Below are 16,787 nucleotides of genomic sequence, written 5' to 3' on the forward strand. Positions count from 1 at the left end.
GTTCGTGAATAATTTAAATTTTTTGGGAGCTTTCGCGAGTTTTTGCCCTGCTAAGGCTTGTAAAATGGGTTCATTGTGTGCATAATGGTTGCATTTTTATTTGAGTGTATTTGTGTGCCGCAATAAGCACTGCCAACCACAAGGTACCCCTATGTCATTTTTAACTCATCATACCGAAATCGACGACGTGAACATCGAGAAAATCACACCGCTCATCACCCCTGCAGAACTAAAACGCACCTATCCACTGACCAGCCAAGCCTTTAACACCGTACTTCATGGCCGAAAAGTCATCGAAAACATCCTAGACGGCGAAGATAAGCGCATCCTAGTCGTGATAGGTCCTTGCTCTATTCATGACGTGGAAGCTGCTCATGAGTATGCGGACAAATTGAAAGTATTGGCGGATGAGCTGAAAGACGAGCTATTCATCGTGATGCGCGTGTACTTTGAGAAACCACGCACCACCACCGGCTGGAAGGGTCTGATTAACGACCCTGACATGAATGACAGCTTCGACATCGAAAAAGGGCTTGGCATGGCTCGCAAGCTTCTGCTTGAATTAAACGAAAAAGGCCTACCTTGCGCCACCGAAGCCCTCGACCCTAACACACCGCAATACATGCAAGATCTTATCAGCTGGTCTGCCATCGGCGCACGCACCACCGAATCACAGACTCACCGCGAGATGTCAAGCGGCCTGTCTTGCCCTGTCGGCTTCAAGAACGGTACGGACGGCTCAATGACCGTGGCTGTGAACGCCATGCAAGCCGTTAAGTCAGGGCATAGTTTCCTAGGTTTGTCATCAGACGGTCAAGTGTCTATCATTAAATCCAAAGGCAACAAATACGCCCATGTCGTACTGCGTGGTGGCAACGACCAACCAAACTATGATGAGACTGCCATTGCTGCCGCCGAAAATGAGCTTGCCCGTGGCAAAACCAACGGCAAAATCATGGTAGATGCCAGCCACGCCAACTCTGGCAAAGACCCATACCTTCAGCCAATGGTTATCCAAAACATCGCAGGTCAAATCCAAAATGGCAACAAATCCATCATGGGTCTGATGATCGAAAGCCACCTAAAAGGCGGTCGCCAAAACATTCCTGCCGACCTAAGCCAGCTAGAATATGGCAAATCAGTAACAGACGGCTGCTTAGATTGGGACGCAACGGTTGACGTGCTACGCCAATTCGCCAAAGATGTGAAAGATCATCTACCAAATCGCTAATCGCGACATGCATTGATACATCAAATAGAGGCGGAGCAATTCGCCTTTATTGTTTTTTAGGCTAACAATCAAATTCATCATGTCAAACCCCACTCCCACCAACCCCAATCAAGGCTCATTCTTCGGCTCATTTTACATGGTGCTAGCTAGCCTTGCCTTTGCCTTGATGCTTGTATTTATCAAGCTGTCTGGGCAGAAATTTGGCATGAACACCTATGAGATTACATTTTGGCGAGTGTCGTTCGCCTTGGTGTTATTGGGCGGATTTTCATGGATGAAAGGACGAGATTTTCGCACTAATCATCCAAAAGATCATTTTTGGCGGTCACTGGCTGGCTCGGTCGCTCTACTGATGAACTTTTATGTAGTGCTACACCTACCCTTAGCAACCGCAAGCACCCTGCAGAACACTTCAGCGATATTCCTTGGACTACTCTCCATCATCATCCTAAAACAAAAACCATCACCCATGGCGTGGCTGTCTTTGATTTTAGGTTTCATTGGTGTGGTGATTCTACTAAAACCCACCACAGGCGGTGATACATTCGCCATGCTCGTGGGGCTAGGTAGTGGGGCGATTAGCGGTTATGCGTATCTGCAAGTGCGAGAGCTGTCTTTGCTTGGCGAACCTGCTTGGCGGATTGTGTTTTATTTTTCGTTATTATCCACGCTGACATCAGGCGTTTTGGCGTGGTATTTTGGCTTTACGCCTGTGAGCCTAGCAAGTCTGCCTTATATTGTTGGCATTGGCGTTACCGCCCTAGCAGGGCAACTTTTAATGACTTATGCTTATCAAGTCGGGCAAAAATTTGTCGTGGCGACACTGTCCTATCTTGGCGTGGTATTTGCCATTGTCTTTGGGGCATGGCTGTTTGGCGAGCGATTAGACGCATTAAGCCTTGTTGGTATTGGTATGATTGTGACAAGTGGGGTGCTGAGTGGGAAGAGGTAGCCAATACCAATAAATTCAATGAGAATATTTTCTAAATCAATTTTTATGTTATAATACATATTAAAGTTATGCATCAGTTAATTCAATACATGATTTTTGGTCAAAATTCATCTTAAATGGGTTTTTGACACCAAAAAACCATGTCATCATCATGGTTTTATCACAATAAAACAATAAGGTAACACATGAAAACAACTATGATACCAATGCTGATTATTGGTGGGCTGATGACCGCTCAAACAGCATTTGCTACTGCACCACTTGATGTAAGTTTGGGTCTTGAAACTCACGAAGAAACCTACCGAGAGTATGAAGATGGTCGGCGTGTTATGCAGCAAAAAGGTCGTCTATACGGCTTAAATGCTGCCGCCCAATACCACTTTAATGACGCTCACAGTGTCAAGCTAGAAGGTAGGTACGCCAAAGGCAAGATTGATTATACAGGCGGGGAAAACCCCAGCAAAGAAAACCCAGAGGGTACACCTTATGGCTCGGCACACCAAAAAGACGTTCCCCGCCGTGCTTATGATGTGCGTGCTGTCTATGGCTACCAAAAACCTGTTCGCTCCAATGTTACACTCATTGGCGAGGCAGGTATCGGACATCGAGCGCTTAGAGATTTAAACTCTCGGATTGACCCTGAGGACTATGACCGCAAGAACGAGACCACTTATGCTCAAATTGGTGTTGAAGCAAAAGTTGCCTTGGCAAATGGCTTGGAGATTTCCCCAAAAATCTCTTATAATCACGGCATTCGTGGTCGCCAATACTCCTATTTTGGCGATGATACCATCACCCTAAAACAGCACCATGCCAAAGGTGTGGAAGTTGAACTGCCCATCAGTCGCACCAGAGGTAATCAGCACAAAATCAGCTACACACCCTATTATCGTGGCTGGCGTGTGCCCGTCTCCGATACGGCATATCGCATCGAAAAGGACGAGGATGGCGATGATGTCATCGCAGCATACAGCGAGCCTAAAAATTACACCCATGAATTTGGTGTCAAACTTCAATACACTTTCTAAAACAAGCTCACTTTTATCATAAATACAGCCACAGGCAGTCGCCAGATTGCTTGTGGTTACAATTTATCATCATTCAAATAATAACAAACAACCATTTTTTAATTTCCATGAACAAATCCAACAAAACCACCCTAACCTACACCGACTTTATTATCCTATCTGTCATCTTTTTTGGTTATTTTAGCTATGTTGCCATCACAGGCTATCTGTATGCCACACCCGAACAAACAATCACCGCCACCACCTTTGATGACACCGCCAATTATCTGAGCATCGCCACCGAGCTTATCCTGCTGGCGATTGCAGGGGCATATCTAGCGTGGCGACGCTTTGATTTTTCATTATTGGCTTTTTGCTGGGATAGATACACCCTGCCTTTGACCCTACTGCTCATCATCATTGGGGCGATGACTACCGATGCCGTGCTGTACGGCTGGCATTATCTCTTGACAGGCTACCACCCCTTTGCCGACATCAGCACCGCTCATCTGTCCATCTCTGGTATTTTTGGTCAGCTTACGCTTAGTCTGGTGCTGTTTTCACTACTAAACGGCTTTTTTGAAGAGCTGCTTTTTATGGGACTTGCCTTCGCTGTCAAACCTGAGCATCGCACGCTTGCGATAGCCACCAGCCTATTTGTCCGCTTTATTTTTCATGTCTATCAAGGCATACCATCTGCCATCGCCATCACGATGACAGGACTAATGTTCATTCTTGTCCGCCGTAAGGTACAAAATCTGGTGCCGTTCATGCTGGCTCATGCGGTGTTTGATGTATTTGGGGCGGGGATTTTATCATTCTTTTTGCCAAGCGAAGTGTGATGGTAAAAAAGAGCAAGATAAACATAGGGCGTACCCAACTTTTGTATTTACAATTAAAATCAAGATTTAGCCCCAGCTTTTGACAAACAGTTCATGCAAAAACAATTCATTTATTTCTAAAATATTTCTATTTTATAAATAGTGTTATAAAGGTTGGGCATACCCCATATAAAATCACTTAAAATCCGTCATTTTCTGTTATAATTTGCACCCATTTATCACAACTTGACCGCCATGGACATTATTCTGCAACTTTTTGATTTTATTTTACATATTGATGAGCATTTAGCTGTATTTTTGGCGGATTATGGCTTGTGGATTCATGGCATTTTGTTCTTGATTATCTTTGTGGAGACAGGCTTGGTGGTCATGCCGTTTTTACCAGGGGATAGTTTACTGTTTGCGATGGGGGCATTGGCGGCATTTACAGGCGAGCTAAATCCTGCCTTACTTATCGCTCTGCTGTTTGTGGCGGCGGTACTTGGCGATACGCTCAATTATCACATTGGCAAATACATCGGTCCAAAAGTTTTTGAAAAAAATTACCGCTTTATTAACAAAGACTACCTGTTCAAAACCCAAGCATTTTTTGAAAAACACGGTGGCAAAACTGTGATTTTCGCCCGCTTTTTGCCTTTTGCTCGCACCTTTACCCCCTTTGTGGCAGGAGCAGGGAGCATGAATTATAAGCGGTTTATCAGTTATAACGTCATTGGCGGGTTTTTGTGAATTACATCCTTTGTGCTACTCGGCTATTTTTTGGCAATCAGCCCGTCATCAAGGATAACTTTACTTATGTGATTTTTGGCATTATCGGGTTTAGTGTGTTGCCGATTGTCGTTAGCTTTATCAAGCAAAAAATCAAACCCATGGCTTAATCACTCATCTATTTTTAATCACTCATCTATGTAACGACAGTTATCATCATGACTACATTTAAAGACTTACTCTCCAAAGACGCCCAAACCCAGCTCAAAGAAATGGGTGGCAAATCCTCCACCAAACCAGAGATGGATGCCAAAAGCAAGCCAACCACCGCTGCCGTGATGGGCAAAAAAGAAGCAGCCAGCCAAGTAAAACGCTTTAATCACGAAAGCATCGATGAGGACAAAGTGCTGTTCATGCAAGCAATGAGCGGCGTTCGCCCTTTAAAGCACGAAAAATCAATCGACCACCGCACCAAGACCAACCCCAAGGACCCCACCGCCATCTTTCGCCGTGCCAATGCCGAAGGAAGCGAGGAGTTGGCGAGTGCCAATCTTTCTGATATGCAGGCACTGCTCAATCCTGTGGCAGGCGAGGCGTTTTTAAGCCACAAGAATCCAACCCTACAAAACAGAGTCTTTGAACAGCTAAAACAAGGCAGGCTTCGCTGGTATGATGCCGTTGACCTACACGGTACCAGCATTGATGAGGCTCGCACAGCGGTTCAAACCATCATCTCAAATGCCCTAAAAAACGGTGAGACGGTCATAAAAATCGTTCATGGCAAAGGTTCAGACGCCATCATCAAAACCTGTGTCAACGGCTGGCTTCGCCAAATCAGCGAGGTGATGGCGTTCGTCTCCGCCCCAGTCAATGACGGTGGCACAGGGGCGGTGCTGGTGCTACTCAAACGCAATCAGGTCACAAAATAAATAACAATAGCCAATGACATAACAATCCCAGCGAATGACCACAGACCGATGGTCAGACGATGCGTTCTGGCACATCACAAAACGGCGGTGCGATGAAATTGCATGGTCAGTTTTCAAGCTTTAAGGAGAGATGCACAATGTGTTTATTGACAAGATCAACGACCACCAAGGAGTTGTCATGAACTCGTGTTTGACCATCGGCATCGTCGCTGGCGAGGTTTCAGGCGATGCATTAGGGGCAGATTTCATACACCAAATGCACGCCATTTGCCCAAATGTGTGCTGGGTGGGAGTTGGCGGCGAAAGAATGCAAAAGGCAGGTCTTGTCTGTGTCGCTAACATGGCAAGGCTGTCGGTCATGGGCATCTTTGAGGTTGTCAAGCATCTGCCAGACCTACTGTCCGCCAAGCGTGAGATTTTATCGGCATTTGAGCATCACGAAATTGACATTTTTGTCGGTATTGATGCCCCAGATTTCAATCTAAGACTTGGCAAAGTCTTAAAGCCCAAAGGCATATTTTGTGTCCAGATGGTCAGTCCGAGCATCTGGGCATGGCGTGAAAATCGCATTCATGGCATCAAAGCGGCAACCGACTTGGTTCCCTTTTGAGCTACCCATTTATGCCAAGCACCAGCACCCCGCAGTTTGCATCGGGCACCCACTAATCAAATCACTACGCCCCAAAGGGCTTATTCGCCGTGCTGACACGCTATGTCTGATGGCAGGGTCTAGAATGAGTGAGATTCACGCCATATTGCCCGTTTTGCTTGCAAGTTTCGGCAGATTGTATCAGCTCAATCCGTCCTTAAAAGCGATACTGCCACTTGCCAAGACTGAGCATCATGCCGCCGTCGATGCCATCATCAAGCTGCACGCACCCCACCTGACCTCTGCACTACAAACCCTCACTCCCAAAGACTGGCAGGCATCGACCGACTTTGACGCAAACTACACCGCCAGTCAATACGCCATGCAAATCAGCACTTTGACCATCTTAGCCAGTGGCACAGCAACACTTGAAGCCTTGATGCTACAATCACCGATGATTGTGGTTTATAAAATCAATGCCTTAACCTACTTCATCGCCAAACGACTGGTGAAGACACCTTATGTCGCCCTACCCAACATTTTGGCGGCACAGTCTGGCCCTGCCATCGTGCCAGAGCTGATTCAAAAGCAAGCGACCCCCCACGACATCGTAACCACCGCTTTGGGCATTTTAAATCAACCAGAGCGTCAGCAACAGCAGCTTCGTCATGTTCTAACCCAGCTGCAACAAAACCAGTCAGACGCCGCCCATGCCATTTTGACCCATTTTCAATCAAGCACCAAGAGGTATTCATGACAGCTCACACCAAAGACACCCACCGCCATGATTGCGTGTGCTTTTTGCACAAAAATTACCCAGCAGAATCAACCATTCTCACCATCAGCGTCGATGAGGTCGGTCGTGGCTCGCTGTTTGGTCAGATGACGGTCGCTGCGGTGATACTAGATGATGAGATGACTGGCGAATTTGATGTCGTCGACCTAACTGGCACGCCGATTGCCAGCATCAACGACAGCAAAAAACTCTCTGCCAAAAAACGCACTACTGCTCATGATGCCATCAAGCAGACTTGTCAAAGCTACGCCATCGTTGACATTCCAGCCCATGTCATCGATGAGATTGACATTGATCAAGCAACTTTGCTTGGTATGCGTCTTGCCATCGAAAGCCTTATACAGCTCAATGACATCATGCCTTATGATGCAGTTGTCATCATCGATGGCAACACCGTACCAATCTTATCCAATGATTTCGTTCATCATCAAGACAACCTACGAGCCCTCGTCAAAGGCGACGGCATTCATACCAGTGTTGCTTGTGCCAGCATCTTGGCAAAGGTGCATCGAGATGCCGCCATGGACCGCTTTGCCCAAAAATATCTCCACTATCTTTTGGACAAGAACAAAGGCTACCCCAGCAAAGCTCACACCCAAGCCATCTTTGAACACGGCATCTTACCAGAGCATCGCAAAAGCTTCAATCCGATTCGCACTTTACTGATGACAAAGCGACAACAAGAAGCACACGCACCGCATGGTCTCACCCACACGGCAAACCCGTTCACACACCTCTGACACAGCCCTAACATGGACGAAAGATTTTTTCATCCATTCATGATGTTCATGGTGCATCGGGTTTGGCTTTTTTGTCTTGTCTTTTGACACACTCATAAAAATCAGCCCACCAAAACACATCAGATGAATGTTGACAACACAACCAAACTCTCGATGACAAAGCCGTGCATCAAGGCTTGATTCAAATCTGCCAAAAGGCAGATAAAATTCGTCCCATCTGTTTAGAACCGTCGCCTACTTTTTTGTGATATAATACAAATGCACCATCTCATCACTGCCTTGCTCATTTGCCTTGCATGAGCAATCAGCAGTTTTTCATTAAAATGAAGCATAGAGATGACATACTCAACAAACCAAACAGTTATCATTTTATGCCAATTCAGTTCATAAGCCCTTGCTTTTGATGAATGCAATTCATTCATGGTGCAGGTACGAACGATTGAGCATGACTTATGACAAATGTGCAGCACCGCACGGACATCACAATACAGGCAATCTCATGGTAGAACACATCTTTCATAAAAGTCGCTTTTTGGTATGGCTCATCGTCATTGCCAGCTTGATTTTTTCTATATTGCTGTATTTGTCATCTTTTAAGGTGATGGGACACATCATTGCCGACTTTTCGTCAAATATGCCCACCAAGGTTACCGATTTGCAGTATCAGGCGGTTTATATGCTCAAAGCACTGGACAACCTGTTCATCGCTTTGACTTTCCAAATCATCAGCATTTCACATTATGGTTTGTTTTTATCAAACACGCCGCCATCAGAATCAAAATTTTTGCAAGCTTTGCACATCAGCAGCTATCATGATGTCAAAATCAACATCTTGCAAGTCTCCTTGTTGATTTTGGTAATCATATTTTTAGAACAGTTGGTTGCACGGGGAGCGGTCATTGAGACGCTCTATTTGTCCTTATCTATCGCCACGATGATGGGTGCAATCATCTTTGCGGTCAAGAGTATGCGGCATTAGCCGATGTGCTGTTTGGTCGATGACAAAACCTAAGACAACAGGTCATAGGTCAAAAGACGAGTCAGTCAAATCGTGGTCAAATCAAGAATAGGAGTTTTTTATGAGCATTCAACATCTGACCGTTCTCGGTTCTGGCGTGCTTGGAGCACAAATCGCCTTTCAAGCTGCCTTTCATGGGGTCAAGGTTGTCAGCTATGACATCAATGATGAAGCATTGACAGCTGCCAAGACACGCTTTGAAGCATTGTCCCATCATTAGCGTCGTGATTTGGGGACTGATGATGCTGCAATCGAGCAAGCCTTTGAGCGTTTGAGTCAGTCCAGCGATTTGCAGCAAGCGGTTAAAAATGCCGACATCATCATTGAGGCTGTGCCAGAGAAACTGTCCTTAAAGCAACAAGTTTGGCAGAGTGTGGGGCAGCTTGCCAAAAAAGACTGCATCTTTGCCACCAACACCTTCACCATCTTGCCCAGCAAGTTCAGTCAAAGCTCTGGCGATGTTTCTCGTTTTTTGGCGATGCATTTTGGCAGTGACATCTGGAAACAAAATGTTGTTGAGATTATGGGTACTAAGGACACCCATCAGGCAATCATCGACCAAACCATCGCTTTTGGTGAACAGATGGGCATGGTGCCTGTGTTGGTCAAAAAAGAGCAATCGACTTGGCGAATAAAGCAAACACATAAAAACCAGTCATTACGACTGGTTTTTTGATGAGTAAGATTACTAATCTGATATTTTCTCACCATGGATGGCCAGATCAAGACCTTGATATTCCTCTTCGGCATTCACGCGCAGACCCATGGTCTTCTTAATAATAATACCAATCACGAATGTCATCACACCGCCATACACTAAGGTAGCAATCACACCCTCAACCTGTAGCCAAAGCTGCTTTAATAACGACACATCGGCAATCTCGGGATATAGCGCAGGACTCACAAACACCCCTGTCAATACCGCACCAATGATGCCGCCCACACCGTGCAGCCCAAACGCATCCAGTGCATCATCCACACGCAGGCGTTTTTTGGCATAATAAATCATCACAAAACACCCCAAAGAAGTCAATACACCAATCGCCATCGCACCAGACACATCCACAAAGCCTGCTGCAGGTGTAATCCCCACCAAGCCTGCCACAGCGCCAGACGCTCCTCCTAGTGCGGACGCTTTACCGCGCTTGGCGTATTCTGCCATCAGCCAAGCTATCGCACCCACTGCCGCAGCTGCTTGAGTGGTGATGAGTGCCATCACCGCATTACCGTTAGCGCCGAGCGCAGAACCACCATTAAAGCCGAACCAGCCCACCCAAATCAGACCTGTACCGATGAGTGTTAATGCCAAGTTCGCAGGCGCAAGATTGCCCTTACCATAATCACGGCGACTGCCCAACAGATAAGCCAGCACCAGACCGCCCACACCCGCATTAATATGAACCACCGTACCGCCGGCAAAGTCTAGCGCATCGCCAGTCAGCCAGCCGCCACCCCACACCCAGTGGCATACAGGCACATACACCAGTAGCGTCCAAGCCGCAGCGAACACCATGAATGAGCTAAATTTGATTCGCTCAGCCAAAGAACCCGCTAAGATCGCCATGGCAATAACCGCAAATGTCAGCTGAAAAATTACGGTTAATAGCTTGGGAATGCTGCCATCCAATTCATCCAGCCCAATATTATGCAGCATCACATGATCAAGACCACCCACGAATGTATTCATGGCACCTTCTGAAAATGCCAACGAATAACCAGCCGCAACCCACACAATCGAAACAACAGCCGCAGCACCCAGACTATGCATCATGGTAGATAGGATATTTTTCTTACGCACCATACCAGCATAGAACAGTGCAAGCCCCGGAATGGTCATCATTAAGACCAACGCCGTCGCTGTCAACACCCAGGCTGTATCACCGGTATCTAATACCGACTCATTCGCCATCGCCAAGGCAGGTAACAACCCCACCCCCACCAAACCAAATCGACCTACTGAATTTCTCATTGCTTTTACCCCTTATTAGTTTTATAAAGCATTTTCACCCATTTCGCCTGTACGAATACGAACAATCTCATCTAGTGGCTGTACAAAAATCTTACCATCGCCAATCTTACCTGTATTGGCAGCGTTTGTGATGGTGTGAACCACTTCATCAGCCAAATCATCGCTAACAGCCACTTCAATTTTTAGCTTGGGCAAAAAATCCACCACATACTCAGCACCACGATAAATCTCAGCATGACCCTTTTGACGGCCAAAGCCCTTAACCTCTGTGATCGTCATGCCATGTATGTCTATCGATGTCAGCGACTCGCGAACATCGTCTAATTTGAACGGCTTAATAATAGCGGTGATTAATTTCATAACTAACTCCTATTAATACATAAGTAAAACTGATTAATTAAGTCATAGTATGCCAAAGATTATATAAAATAAAAAATGATTTATCTTAATAAAAAATTGGTTATTTATTAATTTAACTTATTACTATATAAAATTTAATAATATGTAAAATTTTCACGAATTTGTTTGCAAGCATTCCTAGAAATTCGTAAAATATGGCATTTATTTATAATAATTGGGTGACTTATGACAGACATGCTTACCATCGGCATCGTGGCAGGTGAAGTCTCAGGCGATGCGCTGGGTGCGGATTTTATGCATCAGATGAACGCCATTCACCCAAACATTTGCTGGGTAGGCGTGGGCGGTCAAAGCATGCAAAAATTAGGGCTGCGCTCCATCATAGACATGAAGCGGCTCTCTGTGATGGGTCTGACCGAGGTCGTCAAGCATTTGCCTGATTTATTGCGAGCCAGGCGTGAAATATTAGAAGAATTTGATCGTCAGAGCATTGATATTTTCGTTGGCATTGATGCGCCTGATTTTAATTTAAGACTGGGCAAAGTTCTTAAGCCAAAAGGTGTGTTCTGCGTGCAGATGGTCAGCCCGAGCGTGTGGGCATGGCGAGAGAGTCGAATTCACACCATCAAAGCCGCCACCAACCTGGTGCTGTGCCTCTTTCCTTTTGAGCTTGATGTATATGCCAAGCATAATCACCCTGCTGTCTGCGTCGGTCATCCACTGCTGGACAAGCTACAAGCCGATGAACGAGCACTCGATGAGACTAAGGCGGAATTTATCAGTCATCATCGTGGCAGTTTTCCATCACTTAAGAAGCTTAATAACCAGACCATTCTATGCATGATGGCAGGTTCGCGCGTCTCTGAGATTCACGCCATTTTGCCACTGCTTATCGATAGCATGGATGAGCTTGCTGATGATCGCGTGGGTTTTGTGCTGCCCGTAGTGAATGCAGAACACGCGCGGCTGATAGAGTTGATGTTGTTTGAGCGTGCGCCTCATCTGCTGCCCCATGCCCACATCGTTTATGGCGAGGATACACCGATCAGTCATGATGTGATGATGGCATCTGATGTGGTGGTGTTGGCATCGGGCACCGCCACGCTTGAGACATTGCTGCTGCACCGCCCCATGGTCGTGGTATATAAGCTTAGCAATCTCACCTACACCATCGCCAAGTATCTGGTAAAAATCCCCTATGTATCTCTGCCAAATATCCTATCCTACGGGCAGACAGGAAAACCAATCGTACCTGAGTTAATCCAGCATGACGCAACTGCAGCCAATATCGCAAGAGAAGTCAAGCTAATTTTAGGCGACCCTAACGCTCAAATCATAAAATTACAACAAACAACCGCCACACTACGTAAGGACAGTCATCATAACGCCGCCGAAGCCGTATTGACTCATTATCAACATTCATGAAAGCCCATACTCTAAACACGCACACTCACGCCTGCACCATTACCACCCACAAAAATCACGAACCTACATCACGCACTTTTGTCATCGGCATTGATGAAGTGGGGCGGGGTTCACTGTTTGGGCAAATGACGGTTGGGGCGGTGATTTTGGATAATGATTTGACGGACGAATTTGGGCAAATTGACCTGACAAATACGCCCCTTGCTCTTATCAACGACAGCAAAAAATTGTCCGAAAAAAAGCGGAATTTGGTCTTTGACCCGATTAAGCAAACCTGCCAAAGCTATGTCATTATTGACATTCCTGCTTGTGTGATTGATACGATTGACATTTATCAAGCGACTTTACTTGGCATGAGATTGGCGATTGAACACTTGATAACGTTAAATGACGTTAGCAAAAATGACAATCTTATCATCATGATAGACGGCAACGCTGCGCCCACCCTGTCCGATGACTTTACCGATTTTCAGCCGTGCATTCACACGCTCATCAAGGGCGACAGCCTTCACACGTCTATCGCTTGCGCCAGTATCCTTGCCAAGGTTCATCGTGATACCGTCATAAGCGACTATGCCAAGATTTATCCTGATTATGGATTAGACAAGCACAAAGGCTATGCCAGTAAAGCCCATACCACCGCCATTTATGAGCATGGGATATTGACCGAACATCGCAAAAGTTTTAATCCCATGCGGACGATGTTGGCAAATCAACTTTTTTAATCGCTTTAAAACAAATCACCCCTTTAAATTCTTATGCTTTTTTATCATCTCTTTTAACACCCGATTATTATCATCAAACCTACGACAGGTAGGACACATCAAAAGATGAAACTTTACCGTCATTTTTTGGGATAAAGTCAATGGCTCTTCTTGTGATAGACTCATAAGTTCAGTCATTTTTTGGCAATTCTTTAATTGTTTCATTGTATCCCCCTCTAAACAAACCATTTTACCGACAAACACATTTGCAATCTTAATCTAGCTCTGTGCAATAACACATATAAATTCTGTCGAGTAATATTTAGATTCTTACAAATCTCATCACTATCCAATTCTATATATTCTTTCATCAAAAAAACTTGTGCCTGCTCTTTGGGCAGATTCTCCAAACAAAGTTCCAATACTTGCCAAAATTCATCATTTTCAGCTGTTTCATGCGGACTTGCCCAGCGATTATCAAAGGCATTTGGCGATGAACCGTTTTGCCAATGCCCAATATCATCAAACAGCATTGCCAAAAATTCTTCATCGCTATTTTCACTCATGTCGCTCATGACTTCATAATGTTTGTTTTGGCGGATAAAGTCGGCAATTTTATTTTTTAAAATGGCAAATACCCATGTTTTAAAGGCGGACTTTCCTTGAAAACTATCGGCATATTTTAGGGCATTTAAGAGAGCATCTTGCACCACATCTTTGGCGTGCTGTTCGTGATTTAATTGGTTATACGCAAAAGCAAACATGGACTGATATATCTCGTCCATGCTTTTTTTATCAAATTGGCGTAATTGTATTTGGTGCATTTTTAAGTCAAAAAAATTTGAAATAAGACAAGGAAAACGGGCGAAGCTGTACAAATAGGGCGTGTTGAACTTTTATATTTGCAATGAAAAATGAGAAAAATCGCACGTTTTTCAAGGAAAAAACTTAAGGCTGATAGTCACTCTATCAGACCAGTTTTTGACGCAGAAAAACAAGATTTAGCCATTTTTCATGCAAAAACATCATTTCATTTTCACAAGATTTCTAAATTTTAAATTGTGTTATAAAGGTTCGGCACGCCCTCACTGTGAACGAGTTTGACACAGTACTATTTCAAAGTTGGCAGACTTTTATTTATCCAAAAATCCATGCTTATATAACGCCCTGCCCCATAAATAATTAGCACAAGTAACATGATAAAATAAGTCATGCCAAATTCTATGCCATTATTTAAGACCACAAAATTACCCGTTTCGGTCAGCCAATCATAATTGCCATGCGTTTGTAAGATTTCACGGGCTTTATTTAATCGCTCGCCTGCTTGTATGGAATTATCCAAACTTGCCTGTCCCAATCCGCCAAATAATTGGGCGATATTGGTCGCAGGGTCGGTTGGGGTAATGGCGTGCCAGCCGTTTTTTAAATGCACAAGGAGCATGGCAACCGCCATTGTGATTGCCAATAACACGCCAAAAAAACGAGTCGCCACGCCGAGTAATAACGCCACACCACCAATCAATTCAGCAACAATCACCATTGCCACCCAAAAGGATGCAAATGGCAAACCAAGCCCCCAATCGGCATTACCAAACCACTGTGCCGTATCATCAAACGAACGGTATTTGGTTAGCCCTGCCATAATAAACACAGGGGCAAGATAAAGACGAATGGCGAATAATGGCAAAAAGTCCAATTTATTTAAATTTACAACAAATTTATTGTAATAAGCGCTGTATTTTTTTATCATAATTTACCTTATTTTTATTAAAAAGATTGGTTATAAAAAATTTGATTATCAATCATTGTATTGACCAAATCATCAAACGAAGTTTTGATATTATCAAAAATCTCATCATTTAATTCAAAGGTGCGTTGTAGCTCTGCCAATAACTCATTTGTATTTTGATAACATACCTCTTCATTTTGCTTTTCTTGCATAAAGGTTAGTATGATAAAACTAAGCTGGCTTATGGTCATAAATGCCGTTTTAAATGTACCGTCCACCACTTTACGATACACCACCAAAAAAGTGGGGCTTTTTTGACTGGGAGAAAATGCCACGCTAATATCCTGCACCGCCCATTCGTAATATAAAATCTGGGCGGTATGATTGATAAAAATAGACGCATTTTGATACATTAAAATAGGCTTGGGAGTATTGTTCGGTAGATTATCTACAAACAATTCCACCCATTCATAATGAGCAAATTCTGACAAATAAATGGGCAAATCAAATTTTGTCAAAACATCATCGGTCAAATAGCCGACAAATTGCTCGGTAATTTCACTAAAATACGGACTTGCCATATCGCCATGTTTTAAAAAATCTTTAATCAGATTTTGCCAAACCAATATGCCAAAATGCGTCTCAATAATACTGCGAGTAATGGGAAAGCATTGATTGACAAAGCCAGAGACATTATTATAAATCAGATTTTGATATAATTGCCCCACACGAGCAGGCACGGTATCGGTATTATCGTGTTTTTGTTTGCGGATATAATCGCCAAATTCACGCTGAAAGATGCGTAACTTGGGTGCTTTATCAATCATCATTGTTATGCCACTTTATTAAATCATCATTAAAATAATTAGGCCAATTTAAATGTAGAATTATTTTTATGGCGTTCTTGAATTTCCCGAATGAATTTAACTTCACGGGTAAGCTCGCTAAGTTCTGGGAAATTAAAATCACGCTCCAAACAAGTCGGAATCTTATCTGCCGTTTTACCTGTTTTGGCAAATATCAAACCATAAGCGTCATTTAATAACGCCCAAACACGCTCCACCACACTATCGCCATGCGTATCCACAATCAAGCCGTCATCATCCACATAATGCCCAGCAACGTGCAAATAACACGTCCGCTCGAGCGGCAATTCACGCAAATATTGGTGTGGGTCAAAACCAAAGTTTTGGCTATTGACAAAAATATTATTCACATCTAAATGCAATAAACAATCAGCTTCTTTTACCACCGCAGAAATAAATTCACTGTCGGACATTTGGCTTTGGGGTGGTAGATAATAATATGAGGCGTTTTCAATGCCAATTTGAGAGCCTAAAATATCTTGTACTTTTTTAATACGCTCGGCAACCCAAAATACCGCTTCTTCGGTGCAAGGAATGGGTAATAAATCATACAAATGCCCTTTGTCATCACTACACCAAGACAAATGCTCGGTAAATAAATTGATGTTATGCGACTTCATAAAATGCTTAATATTATTTACATGAGCCACGTCCAATTCTTTTGAACTGCCAATAGATAAAGAAAGTCCATGACAAATAAAAGAAAACCGCTCGCTATAAGCACGCAAGATATTTTCAAAACGTCCGCCCATAATTCCGTGGGAGTTTATCCAATTTTCAGGCGACACTTCAAAAAAATCAATCTGGCTTAATTGATGAATGGCATTGGCATCATCAAGAGACATTTGTGGCAATAACTCACGGCGAAAGCCAAGCCCTGCCCCGTGTAATGGTCTTTTACTTGTCATTTTATTTTCCTAAT

Annotated in this window: 18 protein-coding genes and 2 pseudogenes; 13 read left to right on the plus strand and 7 right to left on the minus strand. The window is 44.1% G+C overall.

The features are described 5' to 3' along the window. Nucleotides 1-151: 151 nt before the first annotated feature. The 11 genes and pseudogenes from DYD54_RS06680 (at nucleotide 152) to DYD54_RS06730 (ending at nucleotide 9,488) form a co-directional block, all read left to right on the plus strand. Nucleotides 152-1,231 carry a 3-deoxy-7-phosphoheptulonate synthase gene (locus DYD54_RS06680; protein WP_063514265.1) on the plus strand — a complete coding sequence of 360 codons (1,080 nt, stop codon included), beginning with the start codon at nucleotides 152-154 and terminating at the stop codon, nucleotides 1,229-1,231. Nucleotides 1,232-1,310: 79 nt separating this feature from the next. Next, nucleotides 1,311-2,183, plus strand: coding sequence for a DMT family transporter (locus DYD54_RS06685; RefSeq protein WP_063514266.1), 873 nt, complete (start codon nucleotides 1,311-1,313; stop codon nucleotides 2,181-2,183). A gap of 185 nt (nucleotides 2,184-2,368) precedes the next feature. Further along, nucleotides 2,369-3,211, plus strand: a complete 843-nt coding sequence (locus tag DYD54_RS06690; protein WP_063514267.1) for an outer membrane beta-barrel protein — start codon at nucleotides 2,369-2,371, stop codon at nucleotides 3,209-3,211. A 107-nt stretch (nucleotides 3,212-3,318) separates the two neighbouring features. After that, nucleotides 3,319-4,032, plus strand: coding sequence for a CPBP family intramembrane glutamic endopeptidase (locus tag DYD54_RS06695; protein ID WP_063514268.1), 714 nt, complete (start codon nucleotides 3,319-3,321; stop codon nucleotides 4,030-4,032). Nucleotides 4,033-4,278: 246 nt separating this feature from the next. Next, a pseudogene (locus DYD54_RS06700) lies at nucleotides 4,279-4,910 on the plus strand (DedA family protein). A gap of 48 nt (nucleotides 4,911-4,958) precedes the next feature. Next, complete coding sequence (locus DYD54_RS06705) at nucleotides 4,959-5,669, plus strand: Smr/MutS family protein (RefSeq protein WP_063514269.1); 711 nt, start codon at nucleotides 4,959-4,961, stop codon at nucleotides 5,667-5,669. A gap of 256 nt (nucleotides 5,670-5,925) precedes the next feature. Continuing rightward, nucleotides 5,926-7,015: pseudogene (gene lpxB, locus DYD54_RS06710) on the plus strand (lipid-A-disaccharide synthase). Further along, nucleotides 7,012-7,794, plus strand: a complete 783-nt coding sequence (rnhB, locus tag DYD54_RS06715; RefSeq protein ID WP_063514270.1) for a ribonuclease HII — start codon at nucleotides 7,012-7,014, stop codon at nucleotides 7,792-7,794. Before lpxB (DYD54_RS06710) ends, rnhB (DYD54_RS06715) begins: the two are co-directional and overlap by 4 nt. A gap of 445 nt (nucleotides 7,795-8,239) precedes the next feature. Continuing rightward, nucleotides 8,240-8,773, plus strand: a complete 534-nt coding sequence (locus DYD54_RS06720) for a YqhA family protein (protein WP_167541392.1) — start codon at nucleotides 8,240-8,242, stop codon at nucleotides 8,771-8,773. A 100-nt stretch (nucleotides 8,774-8,873) separates the two neighbouring features. After that, the gene (locus DYD54_RS11920; RefSeq protein ID WP_084260648.1) at nucleotides 8,874-9,032 is read left to right on the plus strand and encodes a 3-hydroxyacyl-CoA dehydrogenase NAD-binding domain-containing protein; all 159 of its coding nucleotides are present in this window, start codon (nucleotides 8,874-8,876) and stop codon (nucleotides 9,030-9,032) included. Between the two features lie 9 nt (nucleotides 9,033-9,041). Then, complete coding sequence (locus DYD54_RS06730) at nucleotides 9,042-9,488, plus strand: 3-hydroxyacyl-CoA dehydrogenase NAD-binding domain-containing protein (protein WP_063514272.1); 447 nt, start codon at nucleotides 9,042-9,044, stop codon at nucleotides 9,486-9,488. Nucleotides 9,489-9,500: 12 nt separating this feature from the next. Here the strand turns inward: DYD54_RS06730 and DYD54_RS06735 are convergent, their stop codons facing one another. Both DYD54_RS06735 and DYD54_RS06740 read right to left on the minus strand, forming a co-directional pair. Next, nucleotides 9,501-10,721, minus strand: coding sequence for an ammonium transporter (locus DYD54_RS06735; RefSeq protein ID WP_228703622.1), 1,221 nt, complete (start codon nucleotides 10,719-10,721; stop codon nucleotides 9,501-9,503). 81 nt (nucleotides 10,722-10,802) lie between these two features. After that, a complete protein-coding gene (locus tag DYD54_RS06740; RefSeq protein WP_063514274.1) occupies nucleotides 10,803-11,141 on the minus strand; it encodes a P-II family nitrogen regulator in 339 nt (112 codons plus the stop codon). A 225-nt stretch (nucleotides 11,142-11,366) separates the two neighbouring features. Between DYD54_RS06740 and lpxB (DYD54_RS06745) the strand changes: the two genes are divergently transcribed. Next, nucleotides 11,367-12,566, plus strand: a complete 1,200-nt coding sequence (gene lpxB, locus DYD54_RS06745) for a lipid-A-disaccharide synthase (RefSeq protein WP_063514275.1) — start codon at nucleotides 11,367-11,369, stop codon at nucleotides 12,564-12,566. Continuing rightward, nucleotides 12,563-13,291: a ribonuclease HII gene (rnhB, locus tag DYD54_RS06750; protein ID WP_063514276.1), complete on the plus strand. Its 729-nt coding sequence runs from the start codon at nucleotides 12,563-12,565 to the stop codon at nucleotides 13,289-13,291. The genes lpxB (DYD54_RS06745) and rnhB (DYD54_RS06750) overlap by 4 nt, the downstream gene beginning before the upstream one ends. Nucleotides 13,292-13,306: 15 nt before the next feature. Here rnhB (DYD54_RS06750) and DYD54_RS11975 read toward each other — a convergent pair whose 3' ends face one another. From DYD54_RS11975 to DYD54_RS06775, 5 genes are all read right to left on the minus strand, one after another. Beyond that, entirely contained in the window at nucleotides 13,307-13,519 is a 213-nt protein-coding gene (locus tag DYD54_RS11975) for a zf-HC2 domain-containing protein (RefSeq protein ID WP_084260649.1), read from the minus strand. Beyond that, a complete protein-coding gene (locus tag DYD54_RS06760; protein WP_063514277.1) occupies nucleotides 13,507-14,094 on the minus strand; it encodes a sigma-70 family RNA polymerase sigma factor in 588 nt (195 codons plus the stop codon). The genes DYD54_RS11975 and DYD54_RS06760 overlap by 13 nt, the downstream gene beginning before the upstream one ends. A 287-nt stretch (nucleotides 14,095-14,381) precedes the next feature. Then, entirely contained in the window at nucleotides 14,382-15,020 is a 639-nt protein-coding gene (locus DYD54_RS06765; RefSeq protein ID WP_063514278.1) for an HvfX family Cu-binding RiPP maturation protein, read from the minus strand. A 17-nt stretch (nucleotides 15,021-15,037) separates the two neighbouring features. Then, nucleotides 15,038-15,829, minus strand: coding sequence for an HvfC family RiPP maturation protein (locus tag DYD54_RS06770; RefSeq protein ID WP_063514279.1), 792 nt, complete (start codon nucleotides 15,827-15,829; stop codon nucleotides 15,038-15,040). A 35-nt stretch (nucleotides 15,830-15,864) separates the two neighbouring features. Continuing rightward, nucleotides 15,865-16,773 (minus strand): HvfB family MNIO-type RiPP peptide maturase, encoded by a 909-nt coding sequence (locus tag DYD54_RS06775; protein WP_063514280.1) that lies wholly within the window; start codon nucleotides 16,771-16,773, stop codon nucleotides 15,865-15,867. Between the last annotated feature and the right edge of the window lie 14 nt (nucleotides 16,774-16,787).

It is taken from the genome of Moraxella ovis (assembly GCF_900453105.1).
In the GTDB taxonomy this organism is placed as follows: Bacteria; Pseudomonadota; Gammaproteobacteria; order Pseudomonadales; family Moraxellaceae; genus Moraxella; species Moraxella ovis.